Annotated in this window: 21 protein-coding genes, 1 tRNA gene and 1 pseudogene; 11 read left to right on the top strand and 12 right to left on the bottom strand. The window is 71.9% G+C overall.

What is annotated here, in order from left to right:
- The 5 genes from AB0A61_RS00255 to AB0A61_RS00235 form a co-directional block, all read right to left on the bottom strand.
- Positions 1-1911, bottom strand: coding sequence for a copper resistance protein CopC (locus tag AB0A61_RS00255; RefSeq protein ID WP_361283652.1), 1911 nt, complete (start codon positions 1909-1911; stop codon positions 1-3).
- Positions 1912-1923: 12 nt separating this feature from the next.
- A complete protein-coding gene (locus tag AB0A61_RS00250; RefSeq protein ID WP_361283649.1) occupies positions 1924-2400 on the bottom strand; it encodes a copper chaperone PCu(A)C in 477 nt (158 codons plus the stop codon).
- Entirely contained in the window at positions 2397-3047 is a 651-nt protein-coding gene (locus AB0A61_RS00245) for an SCO family protein (RefSeq protein ID WP_361283646.1), read from the bottom strand. Before AB0A61_RS00245 ends, AB0A61_RS00250 begins: the two co-directional genes overlap by 4 nt.
- 92 nt (positions 3048-3139) lie before the next feature.
- Positions 3140-3871 carry a YcnI family protein gene (locus tag AB0A61_RS00240; RefSeq protein WP_361283644.1) on the bottom strand — a complete coding sequence of 244 codons (732 nt, stop codon included), beginning with the start codon at positions 3869-3871 and terminating at the stop codon, positions 3140-3142.
- A gap of 162 nt (positions 3872-4033) precedes the next feature.
- A complete protein-coding gene (locus tag AB0A61_RS00235; RefSeq protein ID WP_361283641.1) occupies positions 4034-4918 on the bottom strand; it encodes a hypothetical protein in 885 nt (294 codons plus the stop codon).
- 229 nt (positions 4919-5147) lie between these two features.
- Between AB0A61_RS00235 and AB0A61_RS00230 the strand changes: the two genes are divergently transcribed.
- The 6 genes from AB0A61_RS00230 (at position 5148) to AB0A61_RS00205 (ending at position 11236) form a co-directional block, all read left to right on the top strand.
- Entirely contained in the window at positions 5148-5594 is a 447-nt protein-coding gene (locus tag AB0A61_RS00230; RefSeq protein ID WP_361283638.1) for an ATP-binding protein, read from the top strand.
- Positions 5595-5805: 211 nt separating this feature from the next.
- The gene (locus AB0A61_RS00225; protein WP_361283635.1) at positions 5806-6303 is read left to right on the top strand and encodes a hypothetical protein; all 498 of its coding nucleotides are present in this window, start codon (positions 5806-5808) and stop codon (positions 6301-6303) included.
- A 176-nt stretch (positions 6304-6479) separates the two neighbouring features.
- Positions 6480-8099, top strand: a complete 1620-nt coding sequence (locus AB0A61_RS00220; RefSeq protein WP_361283632.1) for a hypothetical protein — start codon at positions 6480-6482, stop codon at positions 8097-8099.
- 11 nt (positions 8100-8110) lie between these two features.
- On the top strand, positions 8111-8917 hold the full coding sequence (locus AB0A61_RS00215) for an ABC transporter ATP-binding protein (protein WP_361284943.1): 807 nt from the start codon (positions 8111-8113) through the stop codon (positions 8915-8917).
- Positions 8914-10131, top strand: coding sequence for an ABC transporter permease (locus AB0A61_RS00210; RefSeq protein ID WP_361283629.1), 1218 nt, complete (start codon positions 8914-8916; stop codon positions 10129-10131). Before AB0A61_RS00215 ends, AB0A61_RS00210 begins: the two co-directional genes overlap by 4 nt.
- Before the next feature lie 10 nt (positions 10132-10141).
- Positions 10142-11236 (top strand): hypothetical protein, encoded by a 1095-nt coding sequence (locus tag AB0A61_RS00205; RefSeq protein WP_361283626.1) that lies wholly within the window; start codon positions 10142-10144, stop codon positions 11234-11236.
- A gap of 79 nt (positions 11237-11315) precedes the next feature.
- Here the strand turns inward: AB0A61_RS00205 and AB0A61_RS00200 are convergent, their stop codons facing one another.
- The 3 genes from AB0A61_RS00200 to AB0A61_RS00190 form a co-directional block, all read right to left on the bottom strand.
- Positions 11316-12683, bottom strand: a complete 1368-nt coding sequence (locus AB0A61_RS00200) for a PLP-dependent aminotransferase family protein (protein ID WP_361283623.1) — start codon at positions 12681-12683, stop codon at positions 11316-11318.
- A gap of 174 nt (positions 12684-12857) precedes the next feature.
- Positions 12858-14345, bottom strand: coding sequence for an aminopeptidase P family protein (locus AB0A61_RS00195; RefSeq protein ID WP_361283620.1), 1488 nt, complete (start codon positions 14343-14345; stop codon positions 12858-12860).
- Between the two features lie 167 nt (positions 14346-14512).
- On the bottom strand, positions 14513-15943 hold the full coding sequence (locus AB0A61_RS00190; RefSeq protein WP_361283617.1) for a PP2C family protein-serine/threonine phosphatase: 1431 nt from the start codon (positions 15941-15943) through the stop codon (positions 14513-14515).
- Positions 15944-16573: 630 nt separating this feature from the next.
- Here AB0A61_RS00190 and AB0A61_RS00185 point away from each other — a divergent pair.
- The gene (locus tag AB0A61_RS00185; RefSeq protein ID WP_361283614.1) at positions 16574-17284 is read left to right on the top strand and encodes a bifunctional DNA primase/polymerase; all 711 of its coding nucleotides are present in this window, start codon (positions 16574-16576) and stop codon (positions 17282-17284) included.
- A 145-nt stretch (positions 17285-17429) separates the two neighbouring features.
- Positions 17430-17948, top strand: coding sequence for a hypothetical protein (locus AB0A61_RS00180; protein WP_361283611.1), 519 nt, complete (start codon positions 17430-17432; stop codon positions 17946-17948).
- Between the two features lie 254 nt (positions 17949-18202).
- Here the strand turns inward: AB0A61_RS00180 and AB0A61_RS00175 are convergent, their stop codons facing one another.
- The 3 genes from AB0A61_RS00175 to AB0A61_RS00165 all read right to left on the bottom strand — a co-directional run bounded on the left by AB0A61_RS00175 (position 18203) and on the right by AB0A61_RS00165 (position 21153).
- Positions 18203-19168, bottom strand: coding sequence for a DUF5926 family protein (locus AB0A61_RS00175; protein ID WP_361283608.1), 966 nt, complete (start codon positions 19166-19168; stop codon positions 18203-18205).
- Between the two features lie 391 nt (positions 19169-19559).
- The gene (locus AB0A61_RS00170) at positions 19560-20198 is read right to left on the bottom strand and encodes an ATP-binding protein (RefSeq protein ID WP_361284940.1); all 639 of its coding nucleotides are present in this window, start codon (positions 20196-20198) and stop codon (positions 19560-19562) included.
- A gap of 127 nt (positions 20199-20325) precedes the next feature.
- A complete protein-coding gene (locus tag AB0A61_RS00165; RefSeq protein ID WP_361283605.1) occupies positions 20326-21153 on the bottom strand; it encodes a glycerophosphodiester phosphodiesterase in 828 nt (275 codons plus the stop codon).
- A 260-nt stretch (positions 21154-21413) separates the two neighbouring features.
- Here AB0A61_RS00165 and AB0A61_RS00160 point away from each other — a divergent pair, with 260 nt between their 5' ends.
- From AB0A61_RS00160 to AB0A61_RS00150, 3 genes and pseudogenes are all read left to right on the top strand, one after another.
- A complete protein-coding gene (locus AB0A61_RS00160; protein WP_361283602.1) occupies positions 21414-22910 on the top strand; it encodes a trypsin-like peptidase domain-containing protein in 1497 nt (498 codons plus the stop codon).
- Positions 22911-23290: 380 nt separating this feature from the next.
- Positions 23291-23377: transfer RNA gene (locus AB0A61_RS00155), tRNA-Ser, on the top strand.
- Positions 23378-23571: 194 nt separating this feature from the next.
- A pseudogene (locus AB0A61_RS00150) lies at positions 23572-23664 on the top strand (NAD-dependent epimerase/dehydratase family protein); the annotation flags it as partial.
- Positions 23665-23933: 269 nt separating this feature from the next.
- On the opposite strand, the gene AB0A61_RS00145 reads toward AB0A61_RS00150, so the two are convergent.
- Positions 23934-24812 carry a bifunctional DNA primase/polymerase gene (locus tag AB0A61_RS00145; protein ID WP_361283599.1) on the bottom strand — a complete coding sequence of 293 codons (879 nt, stop codon included), beginning with the start codon at positions 24810-24812 and terminating at the stop codon, positions 23934-23936.
- Positions 24813-25036 lie beyond the last annotated feature (224 nt).

Here is a 25036-nt window from a genome sequence, read left to right as displayed (position 1 = left end):
TCAGCCGATCTGCGCGTTCTTGGTGACGGTCACTTGGTCGATGTCGGAGGTCCGCACGGTCACGGCGATCTTCCAGTCGCCCGCCATGGGGATCTGCACTGCGCTGGCCGCCCAGTGCCCGGTGGTGATGTGGTCGGGTGCCACGGGCAGGGGCCCGATCTTCCTGGCGTCCAGGGTGAAGGCAACCTTCACCTCGGGGACGTCGAAGGCGCGGCCGTTGGGCCGCTGCACATAGACGTGCATCTCGTTGCCGCCCACCCGCGCGGGGTCCAGGTCGAGCCGGATGATGCCCTTGCCGTCCTGGCCGCCCGTGTCGAAGGGCATGTCGAGGGTCACCGCGCCCGACGACGAGGTGGACGAGGACGACTGCGAGGACGAGGTGGCCGCCTTGGCCGCCTCCTGCGTGCGCCCAGGCTCGGTCTGGGTCAGCACGGTGGTGACGGCGAGCAGCACGACCGCGACGCCTGCCTCCGCCAGCACGGAGCGGCGCAGCCCGAACCGGTCGGCGTCGGCGTCCCGCAGCCGCTTCTGCCGTGCGGCGGCCATGGCCGCCTGCTGCCGGGCGAGCTGGGCGGCCCGCCCGGAGCCGTCGGTGGATGCCTTCCCGCCGCCGGCGCTCCTGCGTGCGGCGGCGGGTTCCTTCTCCTTCGTACGGGGCCTGGCCTCCGCCTCGGCGGCCACGGTCTCCGTCAGCCGCCCGGTCCACCGGCGGGAGGTCGAGGCGATGCCGACGAGCAGCATCACCAGAGCGATCTTGACGAGGAGCAGCTGTCCGTACCGGGTACCGGTGAGCGCCGACCAGGAGCCGACTTGCCGCCAGGCCTGGTAGGTCCCGGTGGCGACCAGCGCGAGGACGGACCCGAAGGCGAGATTGGAGAAGCGGCGTACGGCCGGTGTCTCGATCGGGGTGTCCGCGGGCGCCCGGTACAGCGCCACGAGGAGGGCGACGAGCCCGCCGAGCCAGGCGGCGACCGCCAGCAGGTGGACGACGTCGACCGGCATCGCGATCCCCGGCTGCAGGCCGGTCGAGGCGTGCTCGGCCATCGCCCAGCTCGCCGCGAGCCCGGCGGCCACGACCACTCCGCCGATCGCGAGCCCGAAGGTCAGGTCCCGCTTCTCCTCGTCCTCGCGTTTGTCCCAGGCCCCGAACAGCACCGCGATGAACAGCGCCGCCGCGGCGAGCAGCAGGAGCCGGGAGACGAGGGCCGCGCCCGTCTTGGTCTGCAGCACCTGCCCGAGGAGGGTGAGGTCGAAGATGTCGCCGACCTTGCCCGAGGTGGTGTAGGAGCCGCGCAGCAGCAGCAGGGCGAGGGTCGCCGCGGTGAGCGCGACCCAGCCGGAGACGACCAGCCGCTGCACGGCCCGCACGCCCGACCCGCGGTGCCAGCAGGCCAGCACGAAGGCGGCGCCGCCGACCAGGACGATGAAGCCGGCATAGGACATGTAACGCCCGAGCCCGTACAAAAGGCCGACGACCCCGCCGCCCACGTTCTGGCCCCCGACCACGGCGGAGGTCTTGGAGGGGGCGCCGATGGAGAAGGTGTAGGCCCCGCCGACGGGGTGGCTGTCCGCCGACACCACCTGGTAGGTGACGGTGTACGTCCCCTTGGCCAGACCGCCGTGCAGCTGCACGCCGTACGTCGTCCCGCTGATGTTGGCCGGTTTGCCCGCGTCGACGCGTTTGCCCCGGGGGTCGAGCACGCGCAGCGAGTCGTCGTTCATGGCGACCTTCTCGGAGAAGGTCAGCGAGACCTGGGTGGGCGCCTTGTCGACCACCACCCCCTGCTGGGGGTCGCTGCCGGTCAGCGCGGCGTGCGCGGAGGCCGGGCCGGCGCCTGCCAGGAGCATGCCGGTGACGGCCAGGAGCAGCAGCACCAGGGTCCGGACGCGGGGGGTGATGGTCTGCGTCAAGGTGGTCCTTCCTCAGTGGCCGGTCACAGGGTTGTACGTGGCCGGCTCCACCGGCATCTCGACCCTGAGGTCACCGGATTTGGCGAAGTGCAGATCGACGGTGACCGTCTGGCCCTGTTTCGGGCTGCGCTTCAGCTTGTCGAACATCAGATGGTTGCCGCCGCTTTTGAACACGAGTCGACCATGTGCCGGGACGACGAGGCGGTCGGCCTCCCGCATGGTCCCCCCGACGGTCTCGTGCGCGGTGACGTCGCCCGCGATGTCGCTGCTGACCGAGGTCAGCTCGTCGTTCGCGCCCCCCTTGTTCGCGATGGTCAGGAAGCCGGCCGCCATGGTGTCCGAGACGGGCTGGGGCATGTACGCGGAGCTGACGGCCAGCTCGGCCCTGGTGCTGCCGGAACCGGATGCCGGGCCGCCGCAGCCCGTCAGGAGGGCGGTGCCGGCCAGGGCCGCGGATATCGCCGTCGCCGCGGGTGCGGGGCGCCTCACGGGTTCTCCCCCTTGACGATCCTGGGGAGGCCCTTGGTGTAGTCGTCGACGGTGGCGTCCTCGCCGTAGAGGAGGTAGCCGCCGTCGGTCCTGGGCGAGAAGGCGACGACCTGGGTGCCGTGCACCGAGACGGGCTTGCCGTTCTTGTCCTTCGTCGTCGGCTCGATGGAGATGCCGAGGGTGCGGGCGCCGGCCTGGATGGTGGGGAAGTCGCCGGTCAGGCCGACGAACTGCGGGTCGATGCCGCCCAGCCACTTGCCGAGTTCGGCGGGTGTGTCACGCGCCGGGTCGGTGGTGACGAACACGACGCGCAGCCTTTCCTGCTCGGCCTTGGGCAGTGCCTTCTTGGCCACCGCGATGTTGCTCATGGTGGTCGGGCAGACGTCGGGGCAGTGGGTGTAGCCGAAGTAGATCAGCGTCGGCCGGCCCGCGGTCTCCTTGCGGAGGTCGTACTTCTTGCCGTGCGTGTCGGTGAGCACCAGATCCGGCTTCTCGAACGGCTTGTCGAGGACGGTCGCGGCCTTGTGCGAGGTGTCCTCGGAGACGACGGCGACGGGGTCCTTGCCGGTGTCGCCGCTGCCGCAGGCGGAGAGGGTCAGGGTGGCGGCGGCGAGCAGCGCGGCCGCGGCGAACGTCTTCTTGCGCATAGAAAAATGTCCCAGATGTGAGAACTCCGGCGCGCACCGGGGTCGTATGCAAGAGTCGCACGACCCCGGTGCGCGTGACGGGTGGGCCGGATTCAGGCGGTGGTGCGTCGGCGCCCGGCGAGCACGCCGTACGCCACGCCCGCCACGCCGACGAGGATGCCGACGACGCCGAGGACGCGGGCGGTGGTGTCGGTGTCGTTCTTCGACGCGTCGGCGGCGGTGTCCTGGGCCGTGGCCGTGGTGTCGCCGGCGGCGTCCTTGGCGGCCGTGCCGTGGTGGCCGTCGCCCGAGGCGGCGGCCAGCTCCAGGACCGGCGCGGGGTTGTCGGGCTCGGCCCGGCCCTTCTGCGGCACCTCGATCCAGCGCACGACCTCGTTGTTGGAGTACGTCTGCAGCGCCTTGAAGGTGAGCTGGTCGGTGTCCTCGGGCAGCGCGCCGACGGAGACCGGGAACTTCTGGAAGTAGCCGGGTTCGATGCCCTTGCCGACGGCGGTCCAGGTGACCCGGGTGACGGCCTCGGAGATTTTCCTGCCGTGCATTTTCAGGGGCTTGGCCGGCTTCGACTTGGTGATGTCGATCTTCCAGCCGTCCATCGGCTGGGGCATCACCGAGGCCAGCGGGTGGTCGGTGGGGAAGTCGACCTCGACCTTGGTGGTGGAGGCGTTGTCGCGCTCGTTGGGGACCTTGAAGTCGACGACCGTGTAGCCGCCCTTGGCGGGCGTGGTCTCCGGCTGCACGGTGACGTGCGCGAACGCGGGGACGGACAGGGCGAGGACGGCCGAGCCCGCGACGGCACCGGCGACGGCGAGACGAGAAGCCTTCATGGCAGGGAGCACTCCACTTCGAGTGAGTTCCGGTGGTGAGGGAATGCGCGTGCGCCGGGGCGTCCGACAGCGGACTTCCGGGAGAAGGGCACGCGCGCGTGCCGCACGACGGCGGCCGCTCCCTCCGGCGGAACTCCGCTCGGTGGTGGGGGTCGCGTCGCGTCAGGCAGCGAGGGCGAGAGCGGCCGGCGGGCCGCGCCGGATCACCGTGTGCTGGAGTGCGGTGGTGAGGGGCGCAGGGAAGGTGAAGTGGGCGGTGCGCCGGAAGCGCGGGCCCGCCTGGGGCGCGGCCGGCAGCCCGGCGCGCAGGGCACGCACCAGCGCGAGCGCCCCGCGCAGTGACCGGAGGGGCGCCCCCTCGGCGACTCCGTGCGCCGACAGCTCGATCAGCCGCAGCAGGGCCAGGTCGCCGCGGCGCAGCAGCCAGCCCGCCGCGACCGCGGCGAGGACATGGCCGAGCAGCATGGGCAGGGACGGCAGCAGCGAGGCCAGGGCCCCGGCGCTCGACAGCGCGTCCGCCGGGTGGTGTGCGGCACTCACGCCGCTGCCCGTGCCGTAGTGGATCCGCGTGTCGTCGATCCGCGCGTCGAGGAGGATCCGGTGGGCCTTGGCGGGGCTGATCGACGCCGCCGTGGCGCCGCACAGGAGCCGGGCGGCCCGTTCGACGAGTGCGGCGTCGCTCGTGGCGGCCATGGAACCCATGCCGGGCATCGAGCTCATGGCGCCCGGCGAGCGCATCGGCATCGCACCGGAGGTCATGGCGGCCGTGCCGTACTGGCCCAGGCCGAACAGCGTGTGCAGCACGGTCTGGCCGACCGCGAGCAGCGCCGCGATGCCCGGCAGCGAGCGCTCGCGTCCGGCGAGCGGCACGACCACGGCCAGCGCCCCGAGGAATCCGGCGCCCAGCGTCCACAGGGGGACCGTGGCGCAGGAGGCCAGCGTGTGACCGGCCGCGGCCAGCACGACGCAGACCGCGGCGAACACCGTGGCCCGCAGGATCCGGATGTCGCTTCCGGAGCGCGCCGTGCGCGGCTGGGGGGCAGTCATGGCGGCCTCATCATCCCACTGGCCCGCGCGCGCCGTGCGGCAGGCCCGCAAGATGCCGTACGACCGGAAGGCGTCGCCTGTCCCTGAAAGTCCGACATCTGCCCACATACACCGATTCTGTTTCGACCGCATCCGCCGATCGGGCGGTGGTCCGTCAACTCAGTGCTTACCGCAGGGCCCCTGGGGCAATACGTAACGGTATGTCGAGCCGCAGCCAGGAGGCTGGAGCATGAGCATCTGGTGGTCACTCCATCTGCGGCGGGAGGCTGCGAGCGTGCCGCTCGCCCGGCGACTGCTTCTCGGCACGATGGAGACCGCGGGCGTCGATCCCGAGATCTCGTTCGACCTGTCCGTCGCCCTGAGCGAGGCCTGCGCCAACGCCGTTGAGCACGGCGGGGACGGCGGTTCGTCGGAGGCCTACCGCGTCACCGCGTACCTCGACGGGGAGAAGTGCCGCATCGAGGTGGCCGACGCGGGCCCCGGATTTCCGCCGGGCGGCCACCGCGGCCCGATCCGCGCCGCGCACGTCGAGGCCGAGCACGGCCGCGGTCTGTGCCTCATCCAGGAGCTTGCCGACCACGTCCAGATCGGCAACAAGCCGGGCCGGGGCGGTGCGGTGGTGAGCTTCGACAAGATCCTGAAGTGGCGCAAGGGCGCGCCGCTGATGGCGGTTTAGAGCCCGGTCTACGACGCCGTTTCCGCGTCTTCGGTTCTCTCTCCCCACCGTGATGAACAGCACTCCTGCCTATGCGGGGGATATTTTGCGCCATGATCAACTCCCGTTGTAGGAATGGGATCCGCACGCCCCGCCCGTCGATCCGGGTGCGGCGGGCTGACGGTTTCCTGATCCGGAAACCGCTTTCGGTATTTCACGGGGAGACAACTGAATGACCAAGGGCATACGTATGCGCCTGATGTCCGGGGCTGCCGCCGCGTTCGCGGCCGGGGCACTCGTGCTGACGGCCTCTCCGGCCCAGGCCACCTCGGCCTCCACCACGGTGGGTCTGCCGGGCGGCAACAAGATCTCGATCAACGCCTGGCACTGCGGCTTCTACGTGACCGCCTGCGACTGGAAGGCGTCCACGAAGATGTCGGGCAGCAACCCGCGCAAGGCGAAGTGGATCCAGAACCGCGCCGAACTGCAGGCGCACGGCGTCAGCGTCTCCATCAAGATCTCCAAGAACCCCGAGGCCACGCTCACCATGAAGAGCCGGTCCCTGGGTGAGGTGCGCTGGAAGAACACCAACGCCAACATCTCCGACACCTGGGGCCAGATGCGCCCGGGTGGTGCCACGACCTATGTGTCGACCAGGAGCTGTGGTTCGGCGCAGGTGACGAACTCGATCAAGGTCAGCGAGAAGTGCGCCTACGCGGGCGCCGCCTGATCCGATTCCGATGAAGGTGTCACACCGTCAGGGCCCGGCGGTGTGGCACCTTTTCGCGGGTTGGTTTCCGGGCCTTGGAAAACGACGCACGGGGGCGTTCGGTGAAGTTCGGTGCGGCGACGATTGGCGCAAAACGTGCGTCGCGGTTCGTCGGGGCGGCCGTGTGTGCCGCTCTCATGACGTCATGCACATCCGGTTCCGCGGACTCCGGAGGCCGTGAACCGGCCGCCGCCCGGCAGTTCGACCTTCTGGTCAGCAAGCAGAACGGCTACTACTACCACCCGTTCCTGCGCCTGCAGCCCGCGGGCCCGCGGGAACAGTCCTTCGCCCTGCGGACCCTGTCCGAGCTGGGCCGCGACCCCAGGACCAGCATCGACTCCGCCCAGGCGCGGTCCCTTCGCCAGGACGCGCTCGGGGCCTCCTCGCTATGGGGCCGCGACTGGCTGATCCCGCTGCGCCGGGCCGGCGCCGACGAGGCACTGGGCGACGCCGATGTCACGGACGTGAACAGGTCCCGGGCCAAGGGCGGTTGGTACGTCGACTCCGCTCTGGGCGACGACGGCGTGGCGGCCCGCCTGGGAGCGACCTGGGCCGCCCTCGAAGTGCTCGACGCGCTCGGGCGCCTGGACGACGTCCCGGCCGCGGACCGCTCCGGCACCGTCACCTGGCTGCGTTCCCTGGCCGGCGCGCCCCGCCCGCTCGACCAGAGCAGCGCCCTGGCCCGCTCGCTGCAGTTGCTGAAGCAGCCCGTCCCCGCCGCCCTCACCCGGATCCCGGCACCACGCACGGACGACTTCGCCGGCCTCACCCCCGACGCCCGGGCGACCCGCCTCGCCGACACCTACAGCTATGTGCTGATCCAGGAGGCGGCGGGCAGACGGCCCGCCGTGCACCGCGAGGTGTGGGAACCGGTGCTCCGGGACGGCGCGGCGACGCTTCCCTACGAACAGCTCTACGAACTGGTCCACGCGCTCAAGGCGGCCGGCTCGCCGAAGAGGGTGTTCGCGCCGGTGCTGAAGAGGCTCGAGGGCGAGCGGCTCGACGACGGGACGGTACGGGACCCGGACGCCTACCTCGGCAACCCGGACGCCTCCCTGTTCGTGCAACGGCTGCGGACGCTGGCCGGCTGGTCGCAGGAGGACCCCGGACTGCTGGCCGCGCTGGACCGCGAGGAGCACTCCGGTGACGTCAGCCAGGAGGGCGCCGAGCGCCTGAACCGGGCCGCCCTGCGCAGGGTCACCACGGGCGCAGACACCAGCGCAGCGGCCCGGCAGCTGTGCGCCGACCCGCGGCTGCTGCCCGCCACCGTGACCGAGGCCAACGCCACACAGTGGCAGCGCACGACTCTCAACTGCGCCGACGCCGGCGTGCCGACCGGTACGCCGAAGACCGGCACCTGGAGCCTGGACACCCCGGACCGGGTGGCCGCGGCCGCCACCGTCACCGTGGGGCTCGCCGACAGCGGCCACCGAGACGCCGTCCCGTCCTGGATCACCGCCGCCGCCCTGAGGCAGTGGGCCCAGAACCCGGGCCGGTTCACCTCCGTCTACCCCTACACGCTGGTCGTACGGGCCTACTCGCTCCTCGGCGGAGCCCTGGACCCGGCGTTGCGCGACGCACTCGGGCGCGGTGTCACACCGTACCGGGGCTGCCCCGGGCTGCCCGACCTGTACCAGGTCGGCGGCGGCGACACCGCCTGCGACCTGAAGACGACCTGGGGTGTGTGGTCGCTGGACCGTCAACTGCACGGCGCCATGGGATGGTTGCCGGCCCGTACCCCGAAGAAGAGAAAGTGAGCGACAGTTCGGTGAGCGCATTGCTGAGGGCCGAGGGTGTGGGCAAGTCCTACACCCTGCGGGGGAGGAGAGTCGACGTCCTGCACGGCGTGGACCTCGCCGTGCGAGGAGGCGAGGTCACCGCCCTGGTCGGCCACTCGGGCTCCGGGAAGACCACCCTGCTGCACATCCTCGGGCTGCTGACCCCGCCCGACAGCGGCCGGGTGCTCCTGGAGGGCACCGACGGCACGGGCCCCGTCGACACCTCGGGCCTCTCGGACGGTGCGTTGGCGGACCTGCGCCGCAGCCGGCTCGGGTTCGTGTTCCAGTCGTACAACCTGCTGCCCCAGCACTCGGCACTGCGCAATGTCGTCCTGCCGTTCACCGGTCGCCGCGGGGAAGGCGAGGAACGCGCCCGCGGCCTGCTGGAGCGGGTCGGTCTGGCGGACCGCGCCGACCATCTGCCGGGCGAACTGTCGGGCGGCGAGCAGCAGCGAGTGGCGCTGGCCCGCGCGCTGGTCAACGACCCGCCCGTGGTGCTGGCCGACGAACCGACCGGGAACCTCGACACCGACAGCGAGGAGGTGCTGCTCGGACTGTTCCGCGAACTCGCCGGCGAGGGCCGGGCGGTGCTGCTCGTGACGCACAACCCGGCCGTGTCGGACGCCGCGGACGTCGTGCACCGCCTGGAGAAGGGCGCGTTCAGCTCCGCGGACGCGACCACCTCCGCGGACGCCACCTCCGCGGACGCCACCTCCGCGGACGCCAGCTCCGGGGACGCGGCCACCTCCGCGGGCGCGACCACGCAGACGGCCGCGGAGACGGAGAGCACGCAATGAACCCCTTCACTCTGGCGCTGGCCAACGTCCGCGCCCTGCGCCGCCGGTTGTTCGGCCTGGTGGCGCTGGTCTCCGTCGCGGCCGCCGTGTGCCTCGGCGCGCTGGGCATCGCCGACCGCGCGCAGGGCGCCACCGACACGGGCGTCAAGGAGAGCAGTGCCAATCGCAGCATCACCGTCGACAAGCCCGACGGGCGTCCCGACACCCCGCAGCTGACGGACCGTACCGCTGCCCGACTGGCCAGGCTGCCCCATGTGGAGTCGGTGCAGCACCGGGCGCAGGTGTCGTTCGGCGTCATGACCAAGGCGGGTGACACGGTGCTGCTGTACGCGACGACGTACCGCCCGGCGCTGACCCCGCCGGTCACCAAGGCCGTGCGCAAGAACCTCTTCCCGCTGCGCCCGGGCGAGATCGTGGCCCCGGCCGCGTCCCAGGGCGCGGACCTGAGCAAGCTGGTGGGGCAGGAGGTCGACATCGAGACCACCCGCTTCGTACGGCAGGGCGAGGGCACCGGGGTCAGCGGCCGCGCCCGCCTGGTCGGCGTGTACGACCCGAGCTGGCAGCTGGACAACCCGGATGCCGCGTACGCCGACGACGCCACGGTGATCAAGTGGGCGGCGCAGCGGTCCGGCGAACCGGAGAAGAGCTACCTCGCCACCATCGGCTACGACCAGCTGACCGTGGTCGCGAAGACGGCCGCGGACGTGCCCGCCGTGACGCAGTCCGTGCAGCGGCTGGGCTATCCGGCGGTCACCCTGCAGCAGCAGCTCAGCGCGCTGCCCGCGGTACTGGAGATGATCAAGGTGGTCGGCCGGGTCCTGCTCGGCGTGCTCGGCGTGCTCGCCTTCGTCGGCGCGGTCACCGTGACCGGTGCGCTGTCGCGGCAGCGGGCGCAGGAGATCGGCATCCTCAAGGCGGTCGGTTTCCGCACCAGGTCGGTGCTGGCGATGCTGGTCACGGAGATGGCCCTCGTCGGGGCCGTGGCCGCGCTGATCGGCACCGTGCTCGGCGCGGTGCTCGGCGGTGGCGTCGCGGCGCTGCTGCGGGGCAGCGCGGATCTGGCGCCCTACGTCCAGGGCTGGGTGCTGCTGCCGCCCGCGGGCACCCTGCTTCTGCTCCTCGGCCTGACGGTGCTGGTGGTGGCGACGGGTTCGCTGGTCCCGGCCCGCAGAGCGGCGAGGCTGTCCCCCACAGATGCGATGAAGGACTGGTGAGTCAACCCCCATGCCGTACCTCACGACACCCGGGCGCGCCGAGCGCCGTCCACGGCCGGCCGGTCCGGCCCGCGCCTCCGCCGTCCTGGTCGCGCTCGGCTCGGCCCTCGCGCTGACCACGGCCTGTTCCGGGCCGGGCGGAGTGGATCTGGGCAAGGACTGGAAGGGCTCCGGCACCTTCGCGCTCGCCAGGGTCGACGGCCTGGTCACGGTCGTCGGGATCAACCCGGACCAGGCCAGGGCGGAAAGCCTGGCCGTCGTGCCCCAGCAGGCCGACGACACCGACGCGATCAGCCCCCACATCGTCCGGCTCGCCGACGGACGCTGGCTGCTGACCGTGCCCCGCAAGGGCGGCAAGCCCGACCGGCGGTACGAGATCAACCGCACCGAGCACACCCTGGACGGGCTGACGGGCGACGAACGGCTGCGCCGGATCCTGCCCGGCCGGAGCCTGGTCGCCGAGGTCGCGGGGCTGCCCGACGCCAGGTCCGCCGACGGCGCCGCCGCGTCCACCGTGCTGGTGAAGGAACCGGCCCACTGGACCACCCGGCGTGAACTCAAGGTTCCCGGCACGGTCGACTTCGCGGCCTCCGACCCGGCCTCGGACACGGTCTGCCTGGGCAGCACGCCGAACGGCGGCGACGGCACCACCATCTCCGTCGCGGGCCTGGCCGACGGGAAGATCACCCCCGTACCGGCGCCGAGCGGGCTGGAGGTCAAGGACCTGCTGTGTCCGTCCGGCCGTCCGGTCGTCGTCGGATCCCCGGCCAAGGCGAAGACCGGCGACATCAAGGTCACGCTCAAGCGCACCGCCGTCGGCGCCGTGGTCACGGTGGACGGCGGCCGGGTCGACGCGACGGCGGCCACGGACCACTCGGTGGTCGTCGCGGCGGCCGTGGGCAACGACACCGAGCTGGTGGAGGTCGACGCCGCCAACGGCAAGGAGCTGCACCGCGCCCGCATCAAGGGGCTGTCCGCGTCGCTCAGCCTCACGTCCACCTCGGCAGGCTGGCTCGTCTACGCCGAGAAGACCGTGACCCGGGTGGACCTCACCACGGGCCGGTCCAAGCAGTTCGACCTGCCGGGAACCCTGCTGGACTCCTGAACCCGGCCGGAAACGGGCCCGTTCCGGACCGGGGACCCGGGACGGACCGGGGCCCCGCTCCGGACCGCGGCGGAACGTTTCACGCTGCGGTGAGGACCTTCACCAGCACGTCCAGCGCCTCCGGATACATCCGCTCCCGGGGCGTCCCGTAGCCGACGACCAGCCCCTGCCGCCGCCCCTCGTCCGGCGCGTGCCAGTGATCGCCCAGACGGCCGACCGCCAGGCCCTCGGCCTCCGCGCGCGCCAGCACCTCGGCCTCGTCGGTGACCTCCACCAGCGCGTGCAGCCCCGCCGCGATCCCGCGCACGGGCCGCCGGGAGCCCAGCCGGTCCAGAAGCTGGTCCCGTCGGCGCCGGTAGCGCAACCGGCACGCGCGTACGTGCCGGTCGTAGGCATGGCTGTCGATGAGCTCGGCGAGCGCCAACTGGCCGATGGACTCGGTGTGGTGGTCGCTGTGCAGCTTGGCGTCGGCCACCGCGTCGACCAGCTGGGGCGGCAGCACCATCCAGCCGAGCCGCAGCGCGGGCCCGAGGGTCTTGGAGGCGGTGCCCAGGTACACCACGTGACCGGGCGCCATGCCCTGGAGCGCGCCGACCGGCTGGCGGTCGTAGCGGAACTCCCCGTCGTAGTCGTCCTCGACGATCAGCCCGCCACGCGCGCGTGCCCAGTCGGTGAGCCTACGGCGCCGCTCGGGGTGCAGGATCACGCCGGTCGGGTACTGGTGCGCGGGAGTGACGACCACCGCTCTCTCCTCGTCCAGGTCCTCGGCGCAGGCGCCCCGCTCGTCCACCCGCACCGGCACCACGCGCCCGCCGTTGCGCCGCACCACCTCACGGTGGAAGGGCAGCCCGGGATCCTCCATGGCGACGGCACCGCCCTCCAGTACGCGGGTGAGCAGCGCCAGCCCCTGCACGTACCCGGAGGTGATCACGATCCGCTCCGGCGGCGCCGTCACCCCGCGCGCCCGGGCCAGGTAGCCCGACAGCGCGGTGCGCAGCTCGATCCGGCCGCGCGGGTCGCCGTAGTCGTAGGCCAGCGAGGGCGCCGTCGCGATGGCGCGGCGCAGCGCCCGCAGCCAGGCCGCCGCCGGGAACGCCCCGACGTCCGGGCTGCCGGGCCGCAGATCGAAACGGGGCGCACGCGCGCGTGCCGCCGCGCCCGGTTGCTCCGCGGCCACGGTGGTCAGCGCGGCGACCTGGGTGCCCGAGCCCTGCCGTGCCGTCAGATACCCCTCGGCGACCAGCTGGTCGTACGCCGCCTTCGCGGTGCCCCGCGAAATGCCGAGCTCGGCCGCGAGCCGCCGGGTCGCCGGCAACCGCGTCCCGGGCGCCAGCCGCCCGTCGCGCACCGCGTCCCGCAGCGCCTTCTCCAGCCCGGCCCGACGGCCGGCCGCCGGTTCCGGTTCCCGATGCAGGTCCATACCGAGCCCGGACCAGAAGTCGTTCACGATCCCCCCACGTCAGTACCGCGCCCCAACGGGGGCGCGGGGCAGCAACATCATGCGGCTCCGCCGCGCGGACGCGATCTGCCACCGACCACCCCGCGAACGACTCAAGCCACCGACCACCCGCAGACGAATGGCCGGGCACCACAGCAGTACCCGGCCATCCTCGATGTCACGTCAGCCCTTCAGCGCGGCCATCCACTCCTCGACCTCGTCCGAGCGGCGGGGCAGCCCGGCGCTGAGGTTCCGGTTGCCGTCCTCGGTGACGAGGATGTCGTCCTCGATGCGGACGCCGATGCCGCGGTACTCCTCCGGGACGGTCAGGTCGTCGGCCTGGAAGTACAGGCCCGGCTCGACGGTGAGCACCATGCCCGGCTCCAGCGTGCCCTCCACATAGGTCTCGGTGCGGGCGGCGGCGCAGTCGTGGACGTCCATGCCGAGCATGTGGCCGGTGCCGTGCAGCGTCCAGCGGCGCTGCAGGCCGAGCTCCAGCACCCGCTCCACCGGCCCCTCGGCCAGGCCCCACTCGACGAGCCTCTCGGCGAGCACGCGCTGCGCGGCGTCGTGGAAGTCGCGGTACTTCGCGCCCGGCTGCACGGCCGCGATACCGGCCTCCTGGGCCTCGTACACGGCGTCGTAGATCTTCTTCTGGATCTCGCTGTAGCGGCCGTTGACCGGCAGCGTGCGCGTGACGTCGGCGGTGTACAGCGTGTGCGTCTCCACACCCGCGTCCAGCAGGAGCAGGTCGCCGGAGCGGACCGGGCCGTCGTTGCGCACCCAGTGCAGCGTGCAGGCGTGCGGGCCGGCCGCGCAGATGGAGCCGTAGCCGACGTCGTTGCCCTCCACGCGCGCGCGGAGGAAGAACGTGCCCTCGATGTAGCGCTCGGACGTCGCCTCGGCCCTGTCGAGGACCTTCACCACGTCCTCGAAGCCACGCACGGTCGAGTCCACGGCCTTCTGCAGCTCGCCGATCTCGAACTCGTCCTTGACCAGCCGCATCTCCGAGAGGAAGACGCGCAGCTCCTCGTCGCGCTCGGCGGTGACCTTGTCGGTCAGTGCCGCCTCGACGGCGGCGTCGTAGCCGCGCACGACACGGACCGGGCCGGTGGCCTCGCGCAGCCCGTCGGGCAGCTCGCGCACGTCCGAGGCGGGGATGCCGTACAGCTGCTCGGCCTCGGCGAGGGAGTGGCGGCGGCCGACCCACAGCTCGCCGTGGCCGGAGAGCCAGAACTCGCCGTTCTCCCGGTCGGAGCGGGGCAGGAGGTAGATCGTCTCCTGGTGGCCGGCGGTCCCGTCCGGGGCGGTGGTGGGCTCCAGGACCAGGACACCGTCCTCGGTCTGGTTGCCGGTGAGGTAGGCGTACTCGACGGAGGACCGGAAGGGGTACTCGGTGTCGTTCGAGCGGGTCTTCAGGCTGCCCGCCGGGATCACCAGACGCTCGCCCGGGAAGCGCGCGGACAGCGCGGCGCGGCGGCGCGCGGTGTGGCCGGCCTGCTCGACGGGCCTGACGTCGCGCAGCTCCGTGTCGGCCCAGCCGGACTTCATGTTCTCGGCGAGCTCGTCGGACACGCCCGGGTACAGGCCGTTCTTGCGCTGCTTGGTGGGCTCGTCTTCAGCGGCCTCGGGGGTCTCCGGGGTCTCCGGGAGCTCTTCCGCCACGGTCATCCTCCTCGATACGGCACTGGACCACCGTCCATCGTACGGTCGCACGGAAGAGGGCCCAGAGCCGTACAGGACGTTGCCGGGGAGCCGCCCGGGAACTACTCGGAGAGCTACTCGGAGAGCTACTCGAAGGGCTGGTCGAAGACCTGGTCGAAGAGCTAGTCGAAGAGCTAGTCGAAACGAGCCGCGACCAGCGCGACGTCCTCCGCTCCGTTCGTCGCGTCCAGGCCGTCGGGCAGCACCGTGCGCAGGACGTGGTCGGCGACGGCCCCGGGGTCACGGCGCAGGGTGCGCGGGACGCTCGCGGCCGCGGCGTGCAAGCGGGCGAAGGCCCGGTCCACGGAGTCGCCGGTGCGGTGCAGCAGCCCGTCGGTGTAGAGCAGCACCGTTTCACCCGCCTCCGCCTGGAACTCCACGCTCGGCGCCTCCCAGCAGGACAGCATGCCCAGGGGTGCGGACACGGACGTCTCCACGAACTCCGTGCGCCGCTCGCCGACCAGCAGGGGCGGGCTGTGTCCGGCACCCGCCAGCGTGACCCTGCGCAGCACGGGCTCGCAGTAGGCGAACAGGGCGGTGGCGCAGCGGGCGGGCTCGGTCAGGCGCAGCAGCAGTTCGAGGTCGGACAGGACGGCGACCGGGTCCTCGCCCTCCATCACGGCGTACGCGCGCAGCGAGGCCCGCAGCCGGCCCATCGCGGCGACGGCGCAGGGCCCGGAACCGGTGACCGAGCCGACCGCGAGGCCGACCGCGGCGTCGGGCAGCGGCAGCGCGTCGTACCAGTCGCCGCCCCCGCGCGGCCCGCTGCGGTGCCGGGCGGCGAGCTGCACGCCGGGCACGCGGGGCAGCCGCGAGGGCAGCAGCCCCTCGGCGATCGTCGCCATGCACGCGCGCGTGCGCTCGACGTCGAGGAGCCGTGCCAGGTGCTCCGTGGCGTAGCGGACGTACAGCCCGGCGAGGTGGCGCCGGCGGTCGGTCGGCGCGGCCGGTTCGTCGTAGAGCCACACCGCGGCGCCGAGCCGGCCGGCGCTCTCGGTGGACAGGGGCAGCGCGTAGCTCGCTGCGTAGCCGAGGCGGGCGGCCACCTCGCGGTGGCGCGGGTGCAGACCGTCCTCGGTGAACAGGTCGGAGTGCACGACCTCGCCCGCGCCGCCCGGCAGCCCGGCCGCCGTGTCGAGGAGCGCGCCGTACGGCATCGCGCTGCGCGGCACGGTCTCCATGTGGCCGAGATCGGCCCGGGCCAGTCCCAGACCGATGGTGGTGGCCGGGCCCAGGCCGTCGTCCGGTTCCAGGACGGCGAGACCGCGCCGGGCGCCCACGAGGGCGGCACCGGCGCGCAGCAGCTCCTTCAGGGCGGCGTCGAGTCCGTCCGTACGGGCCAGCCGCTCGGTCAGTTCGTGCAGAGTCGTCAGGTCCGAGACCCAGCCCGCGAGCCGGTCCTGGATCATGGCCCCGGCCGCGTAAGGGCTGTGGGGAGGGTCCGCGCTGTGCGGGGGGTCGACCGGAGAGGTACCCGGGGCGGCGGACACGGGCGCGACAGTGTGTGCTGGTGCGGGAACCGTTGAATCGATTCCAGCCACTTTCGGAGGGTGAGGGGCATTCATGTTGTCCGGCTTTCCGACCGGTGCGTACTGCTCAAAAGCATCGCAAACCCCCATGTCTTCTGCGCCACCGGCAGTGTCTCCACATGTACACGCACTCGTAAGGGGATGTCCAGCATTGTCCTGCCGGGATTCCTGGTGTCAGAACGCCTCCCTGGTTCTTGCTCCCGCACCCTTGCGGATGAGCAAAGTTGGCTTAAAACTGCCTCGGGTAAGGCCTTATTGCGGTCGACTGGGTTTGCTCCACGGAGCGTCACAGCGGTCGTGATGGGTACGTACTCGGAGAAGGCCAGGGGTGGTTGGGGGTCACCCGGAACCTGGCGACGGACCCGGGCGTCTTAGCCACCGACGACCGTGCCCCATCCTCCGTGGTGGAGGCGGAGAGCAAAACGCGCGACGGCAAAACGCCACGCTCCGCCACCCCACGCCATGCCCGTGCTTTTGGCGGACGCAGTATGAATTGGGTACGCCGGGGCAGTCGCGGCAGCAGCACAACGCTCGGCCCATGGGGGTTCCCCGTGCCTGAAGGCAGGGGTGTGATGCGCCAATAGGTACGCACAGTGAAGTGATCGACACATGGTGTGATGTGGTCCTCGGTGTTGCCAGCGGTGCAACGGAAAGGAACGAGCGCTCATGCGCGAGATCCTCGGAAGGCGACGCAGGCCCCTGTCCCAGCGCAGCGACGGGAAGCCTGAGTTGCTCAGCGCGGCCCTGACCTTCGCGACGCAATGGCAGTGGCCCGTACTCCCGGGCGTGGCAACGGATCCGCAGCGGCGGGACCGCTGCGGCTGCCCCGACCCGGAGTGCACGGTGCCCGGGGCGCACCCCTTCGACCCCGGTCTCCTCGCGGCCACCACCGACGCCCGCATGGTCCGCTGGTGGTGGACCAACCGGCCCGCCGCGCCCATCATCCTGGCCACCGGGGGCACCGCCTGCTCGAGTCGCCCGAGCGGAGCAGGCGGCGGGGCGTGCAAGGCCCCGTGCGCCGTGAGCCTGCCGGCCCTCGCGGCCGCCCGCGCCCTCGAAGCCCTCGACCGCGTCGGCATGCGTCTCGGCCCGGTCGTCGCCTCGCCCTCGCGCTGGGCACTGCTGGTGAAGCCGTACTCCCTGGAGCAGCTGGGCGAGCTGCTCTACGCCAAGGACTTCGTGCCCGGCTCCCTCCGCTTCCACGGCGAGGGCGGCTATCTCGCCCTGCCCCCCTCCGGGACCGGGGCCGGGGTGATCCGCTGGGAACGCGCCCCGCTGCCCGGCTCCGCCTCACCCTGGGTGCCCGACGTGGAGGCCGTCGTCGACGCCGTGGTGGAAGCCCTCACCCGTACGGGTGTGAGCGCACCCGAGTTGTAGGGGTTTCGGGCGCGCACGGGACCGGGCGCCCGTCTTGGGCCGTTATCTTCCCTTCATGCTGCGTCATTCTGGGCGGCACGGCAGCAGGCTGCCGTCGCGCGGACCAGATCCCCGAAGAATCCGTCTGCTCGCTCTCGTGGGCGTCGTGACATGTGCCGTCGTGCTGCCGCTCGCCGTGGCGTCCGCGGGCCCGGTGAGCGAGGGGGGCCGTGCCGCGGCGCGGTCTGCCGTGCGTTCCCTGCCGCGCGGGGCCGGTGACGACAAGGTGCCGTCCGCCCTGCCCAGCCGCTCCCCCCTGCTGCTCGGCCTGGGGCTGGCCACGGCCGCCCGCTGCGGTCCCGAGGTCTCCTCGCCCGACGGCATCGAGGCGCAGACCTGCGTGCTGACGCAGGGCGAGGAGACCTGGGCGCGCACCTACTACCGCAACGCGACCGGCGAAGCGCTGGAAGTCGCGCTGAGTCTGATGGGCCCGGGCGACCGCACCGTGCAGATGCGCTGCCTGCTGGACGGGGGCGACGAGCCGGGGATGTGCGAGACCCCCCGGGAGCCCACCCGGGGTGCGCCGACCACGTACACCGCCGTTGCGGAGTTCGCCCGGCCCGACGGCCGCGGACCGCTCCTGCTGCGTTCCGGAAGCAACGAATCTACGACCACAGACGGTTGACGCGCGCCTGCACGCCGTGAGCGTCGACGCGTATGGGAAGACCCGGTTGCTGGCGACGGGGGATGCACCAGCAACCGGGCTACTGGAACGGTAACAAGAGATCGGCGGTTCGCAAATTCGATCTCGGCTTTCCAGTCACCGCGTGGGTCGTCATTCCGGTCACCGACTCGCCCACGGCGAGCGGGAGTTACGACTGCGGCAACCCACTCGACACGGCCCGTGCGGCTGACCGGTCGGTCAGCCGCAGCCGTGGATCAGCTGAGCGTTACCTGGCGGTTGGTGAGGCCTCCGCGGGCCCGCCGCTCGTCCGCGGTGAGCGGCGTTTCCGCCGCCAGTGCGGCGGCCAGGCGCTCGGCGAACTCGACGGCCGGCTTCTCGACTTCCTCCGCGCCGACCCCGGTCGGCAGGTCCCACACGGGCACTGTCAGGCCATGGGCGCGGAAGGAACCCACCAGGCGGGTGCCCTCGCCGAGGGTCGACCGGCCCGCCGCGTGCAGCCGTGCGAGAGCGTCCAGAAGCTGCTCCTCCGGATGCGGCATGACCCAGCGCAGATGGTTCTTCTCCGGCGTCCGGCACCAGTACGCGGCCGCCACACCCTGCAGGCGCACGGTCGGGATGGCCGCGGCGTTGGCCCGCTCCAGGGAGGCGGTCACCTCGGGCGACGCCTGCTCGGCGTCCGGCACCCAGAACTCGAAGCCGGTGTGCACCACCGGTTCGAAGGGGTCCTCGGCGGCGAGCAGGTCCTGCAGCCGCGGCCCGTCGGCCGGAGCGCGGCGGCCCGGCACGGGCGTGCCGGGCTCGGCCTCCAGCGCGCGCAGCAGGGTGTCGGCGATGTCGCGGCTGATGTCGCCCGACGCCGTGTCGTTCTGCAGGCCGAGCAGCACCGAGCCGTCGTCGCGGCGCAGCGCGGGCCAGGCCATCGGCAGCACCGTGGCCAGCGTGACCGACGGGACGTCCTCGGGCAGGCCGTCCCTGAGCGTCAGCGCCACCGTGGCGGCCGGCACCAGCTCGCGCAGTGCCACCCAGTCGCACTCGCCGGGCAGCCCCTCGAACGGACGCTGCACCAGCTCGGTCGCCGCGTGGGCGGCGGCCCGGCCGTGGCAGGCCTTGTAACGGCGGCCGCTGCCACAGGGGCACGGCTCGCGGGCGCCGACGACCGGGATCTCTCCGTCCGTCAGCTGCGGGCGCTTGGCCTTCGTCTGGGGTCGCTTCTTGGCCATCTGGGTGTCTCCCGGTTACGGCTCGTCTCGTACGGGCGGGAGCCTAGTCGGTCAGGCCAGAACCGACGGGATGCTGTGGACAACGCACCGAATGTGGACAACACGGCTACCTGTTGGGGGGATGCCGCCGCCGATCGCCGGCCGGCGCGCTGCCGGTCGGGGGCGGCAGGCCCGGGGCCGCGAGTCGGCGCGCTGGCGGTCCGGGGTCGTGGGTCCGGGGTGGTTGGTCCGGTCCGTGGGTCCGGGGTGGTCGGCCCGGTCCGGGGTGGTCGGTCCGGTCCGTGGGTCCGGGCCGGGTGGTTCGGATCCGTTGGACCGGCTCGGTCGGTCCGGGATCGTGGGCCTGGGGTGGTCGGTCCGGTCCATGGGCCCGGTTCGTCGTCCCGAGCGATCAGTCCAGGTCGTCGAACGCGTCCGCGAAGTCCAGCTCGGGGATCGCGGACACCGCGGGCGCGGTGACGCGCGTAGCGAAATCGTCGCGGCGGTGCCCGGCATCAGGGTCGTACACGTCGTCGTGGACCACCACCCACACGGTGACCTCACCGCGGGCGTCGTCCCGTACGCCCCAGTCGTCGGCGAGCGCGGTGACGATGTTCAGCCCGCGGCCGCCGTGCGCGGTGACCGAGGGAGTGGCCGGGGCGGGGCGGGTCGGGCCGCCGCCGTCGGTCACCTCGACGACCAGCCGGCCGCCGGCGTCCACCCGCCACGCGGCCCGGACGTCGCCGTCGCCCGAAAGAGCACCGCCCAGGGGGCGACCGTGTTTGCACGCATTGCTCAGGAGTTCGGAAAGGATCAGTACGGCATCGTCGATGACCGGTTCCGCCACGCCACCGCTGCGCAACTGATCACGCATCCGGTGTCTTGCTGCCCCCACGCCCGCAGGGCCATGGGGTACGGCCATGCTCGACGACGTGGGCACCTCCTGTGCCACCACCAACGCCACCCCCGAGACCTCCTTTGCCCCACGCCACGGTGTGGATGCCCCATTGGCCTGTACCGGAAACCGGCCAATCCCTGTCCGGCGACGCATTCGCAACGATCGAACACGCACCGAACGCGCCGGAGCACTCCCTGCCATCGTGTGGCTGGATTTCTGCGGTGTGGCCCGGAACCGGAGGATGCTGCAGTCGGACGCCCCGGTCAAGGGCTGCGACCGATCAGCGGCCGAGCTGATGCAGAACCGCGCGCGGGCGGTTGGTGATGATGGCGTCGATGCCCAGGTCGAGGCAGAGATCGACGTCCTCGGGCTCGTTCACGGTCCACACGTGCACCTGGTGTCCGGCCTTCTTCAGCCGCTCGACGTACGCCGGGTGGTTGCGCACGATCCGGATCGAGGGGCCCGCGATCCGGACGCCCGCCGGCAGTCGTCCGTCGCGCAGCCGGGGCGAGACGAACTGCATCAGGTAGACGGTCGGCAGCGTCGGCGAGGCCGCCCGCACCCGGTGCAGGGAGCGCGCGGAGAAGCTCATGACCCGCACCGGCGACGCGGCGGGGGAGGCCGGGGCATCCAGGCCGAACCGTTTCAGGAGCATCAGCAGCCGCTCTTCGACCTGGCCCGCCCAGCGGGTGGGGTGCTTGGTCTCGATGGCCAGCTCCACCCGGCGTCCGGCGTCGGCCACGAGTTCGAGCAGGCGCTCCAGGGTGAGCACGGAGGTGTCCTCGGGGTCCTCGGGGCGCACCTCCCAGTCCGGCTCCTCGTCCCGGCCCCGCCAGGACGCGCGGGTCTTCCAGGAGCCGAAATCCAGCGTGGCGAGGTCGGCGAGCTCGAGGGCGGACACCGCTCCGCGGCCGTTGGACGTACGGTTGACGCGACGGTCGTGGACGCAGACGAGATGGCCGTCCGCGGTCAGGCGTACGTCGCACTCCAGGGCGTCCGCGCCGTCCTCGATCGCCTTCTTGTAGGCGGCCAGGGTGTGCTCGGGTGCGTCCTCGGAGGCGCCGCGATGGGCGACGACTTGGATGTGGTGCGTGCGTGCGTGGGTCACCGCGTCATGGTGCCACCGCACCGGGGCACGCGTGACTGCGAACGGCCGTCGATAATGTGTCCGTTTCATGTGAGATGACCTATATAAAGAATGACCCTGGACCCACAGCCACCGCTTATGGTGCTCTGACGGCCCGTGGGAAAAGCTGAAGACATACACATGCACATGCACAGCTGGAACACGCCGGGTCGCCCGGCAAGCGTGAACGAGCGTGACCGAGTGCGACCGACAACAACAGCCGTGGATCGAGGAGAAGAGCTGTGAGCACCGAGAACGAGGGCACCGCGGTACCTCCGGCCCCGTCTGCACCCCCCGTGCCGGTGGCCTCTCCCGCTGCTTCCCCGCCGGAGTCCGCCCCGCAGGGCGGAGCCCCCACACCTCCGCCGCCCAGCGTGCCCCCGCACGCCCCCGGGGCGACGGCGTACGACGTGGCGCAGCCCGGCCCGCCGTCCGCCCACGCGTCGGCGGGCGCCCCCGAGGGCGTGGGCGCGCCCGGACCGCAGGGTCACGGCATGCCTGCCGAGGGCTCCTGGCCGCCCCCGCCCCCTCCGACCCCCACCTATGCCGACGGCGGCGCCGGTTCCGGTTCCGGCTGGGGCAGCCCCTACGCCCAGCCCGCGCCGAAGCCCGGTGGCCGGCGCGGCGGACTGGTCGCCGCGGTCCTGGTGGCCGCGCTGGTGGCCGGCGGCCTGGGCGGCGGCCTCGGCTACACACTGGCCAAGAACAACGACGACACCGGCTCCACCACGGTCGCCGCATCCGACACCGGCGCCTCCCAGGTCAAGCGGGATCCGAACTCGATCGCGGGCGTGGCCGCCAGGGCCGTGCCGAGCACGGTCACCATCCAGGCCGAGAGCACCAACGGCCAGGGCGGCACCGGCACCGGCTTCGTGTTCGACACCCAGGGGCACATCGTCACCAACAACCACGTGGTGGCCGAAGCCGTCGACGGCGGCAAGCTCACCGCGACCTTCCCCAACGGCAGGAAGTACGACGCCGAGGTCGTGGGCCGCGCCCAGGGCTACGACGTCGCCGTCATCAAGCTCAAGAACGCGCCCTCCGATCTCAAGCCGCTGGCCCTCGGCGACTCCGACAAGGTGGCCGTCGGCGACGAGACGATCGCCATTGGCGCCCCCTTCGGCCTGTCGAACACGGTGACGACGGGCATCATCAGCGCCAAGAACCGCCCCGTCGCCTCCAGCGACGGCAGCTCCGAGAGCAAGGCGTCCTACATGAGCGCCCTGCAGACGGACGCATCGATCAACCCGGGCAACTCCGGCGGCCCGCTCCTCGACGCACGCGGCGCGGTGATCGGCATCAACTCCGCGATCCAGTCCACGAGCAACGGCGGCTTCGGTGGCTCCGGCCAGTCCGGCTCGATCGGCCTCGGCTTCGCCATTCCGATCAACCAGGCCAAGTACGTCGCCCAGCAGCTGATCAAGTCCGGCAAGCCGGTCTACGCGAAGATCGGCGCGTCCGTCTCCCTGGAGGACTCCGGCGGCGGCGCGAAGATCACCGACCAGGGCGTCGGCGGTGCCGCCGCCGTCGAGTCGGGCGGCCCGGCCGACAAGGCCGGCCTCAAGCCGGGTGACGTGATCACCAAGCTCGACGACATGGTGATCGACTCCGGGCCCACCCTCATCGGCGAGATCTGGACCCACAAGCCCGGCGACAAGGTCACGATCACCTACACACGCGACGGCAAGGACCACACGGTCGACCTGACCCTCGGCTCCCGCGTGGGCGACAGCAGCTGACAGGCCCCCATGCGCGCGGGGACCCGTTGGTCGTGTCCCCGCGCCGCCGATCACGGCAACGCGTGGACCAGAGTCTCCCTCACAACTCGCCTTCCACGTCTGTTGGCCTTGATCGTAGGTCCGTCCAAGGCCGTTCACCTGCGTCTACTCGTCTCAGGCGAATGAGACAGAAGATGAGACAGGGGCATTTGTAGTGCGCTGCCGGTCGGGGGTGGTTCCTCGCCCACGCGGATCTCAGCCGGGCGGGGCCTGAAGTCCTGCGCACGCTGCGAGTCGGCGCTGGGGAAGACAGCCAGTGGACCTCGCGTGGACCACGACCCCCGCGCAACGCGTGAGGCCGGTAGTCTGTACCCGCTCCGCCCCAGGTGGGACGGGGCCGAGGTGGGTTGCCCGAGCGGCCTAAGGGAACGGTCTTGAAAACCGTCGTGGCAGCGATGTCACCGTGGGTTCAAATCCCACACCCACCGCGCACGTGAACGGCCCCTGACCAGGTGAAATGGTCAGGGGTCGTGCTGTTGCCCGGTGCCCGATCGTCACCGTGGTTCCTCGTGGCTTCCCGCCCGCTCGGGCACGGATGGCTGTCGGGCCTGCCGCGTGCGCCGCGCACTGCACCGTCGCAATCTGGACGTATGACCCATCGGTGCGGGACGAGAGAGCGCCGATGAAGTTCGCCGTCATCGGCGGTACCGGCCTGATCGGGTCGCAGGTCGTGAAGAAGCTGAACGCGGCCGGGCACGAGGTGTTCGCCGCCGCCCACGGCGATGCGCTCATCGCCAAGGGCGGCGCCCGCAACGCCCCACCATTACGGCGACTGGCCCTCGTCGACGACGAAGAGCTGGCTCAGCGTCAACATCTGCGAGCTCCCCGCCCAGGCACTTGACCCGCCGCTGATGCGGGAACTGGACATCAAACACTTCGGACCATGGTCGGTCGGGGGCGTTTTGGCTTGCGCCCTGGGCGGGATTCGAACCTGCGGCACCCGCTTCAGGAGGGTTTGAGACGCCGTCCTTTCGCTGCCGGGGATCACGGGCGGTGCCCCGTCATGCGGGCCGCGGAGGCGATGGTCGCGCGGGCCTCGCGTTCGGTGAGGCCGGTGTTCAGGGCCGCTTCGACCAGCGGGGCCACGAGGGCGGGGCCGATCCCGTTCTCGTATGCGCGGCAGGCGGCCCAGAAGAGGCGGGTGTTGCGCTGCCCTTCGTGGGCGCCGAGGACGAACTGCACCAGGCCCTGGCCATGACGGCCCGCCGATGTCGGCGTGTGCGTGTGGTGCGTCGGCCGGGGCGGCGGCAGCAGCAGGCGTAGCAGGGCCGGTGGGCAGGGCGCGGGCGCGAGGTGCGCCGTACCGGGAGCGGTGCCGTACACGCCGTGTTCGGTGCGGGAACCGGGCCCGACAAGGTACCCGCCGGCACCCCGGATGTCGATGCCGGGGGCGAGCCGGCCCGCCGAGTTGGGGACGACGATGTCCGCGGGCCCGGTCAGCCACAGGTGGCGGCCGCCGCTGGGGGTGAGGACGACCACGGTCTCGGGGATCGTGAACAGGTGGCGCAGGGCGAGTTCGCGCAGTGCGGCCGAGGAGTCGGTGCCGCACTTGGTGTCGAGGTCGATGCCGATCAGGTGGTACGGGGACAGCCCGCAGGCGATGCCGTAGCCGGTGGCCCAGGGCGCGGCGGCGAACATCTCACGGATCCGGGCCGGGTCGATGGAGGCGTCGTACACACCGTGACCGAAGCGGCCGCACGCGCCGTGGCAGGGCTGCCCGGCGGGGTCCTGGTCGTCACGGTGGGGGGAACGCAGAGCCGGGAGCTTCGTCCGGGACAGGGGGATCACGGCCAGTCCGCGTTCGGCGGCTGACAGGGCGTGCGCGAGGGCCAGCGTCGTGGCCTGCCGGTCAATGGTGGCCATGCTTCATATTCGTACGTGTGTTCGAAAAAGGAAAGGGGAGAGGGGTGGTGACATGCCCAGGGGGCGAAGTTGGCCGGAAAGGTGCTGGAACGGTTCAGCTCTTGTGGGGCCTGGGGGTATGGGGGCCCGAACCATCCCGGTTCATACCATTGGTGCGGTTAATATGGCGAAATGGGTTTATCGACGTGTTCTCACGCTTGCGTGCTAATCGCGGCTTCCGGGGT

It is taken from the genome of Streptomyces sp. NPDC046197 (assembly GCF_040646295.1).
In the GTDB taxonomy this organism is placed as follows: domain Bacteria; phylum Actinomycetota; class Actinomycetes; order Streptomycetales; family Streptomycetaceae; genus Streptomyces.
The sequence above is the reverse complement of the archived record's forward strand: the minus strand, read 5'-3'. Positions and strand labels throughout refer to the sequence as shown.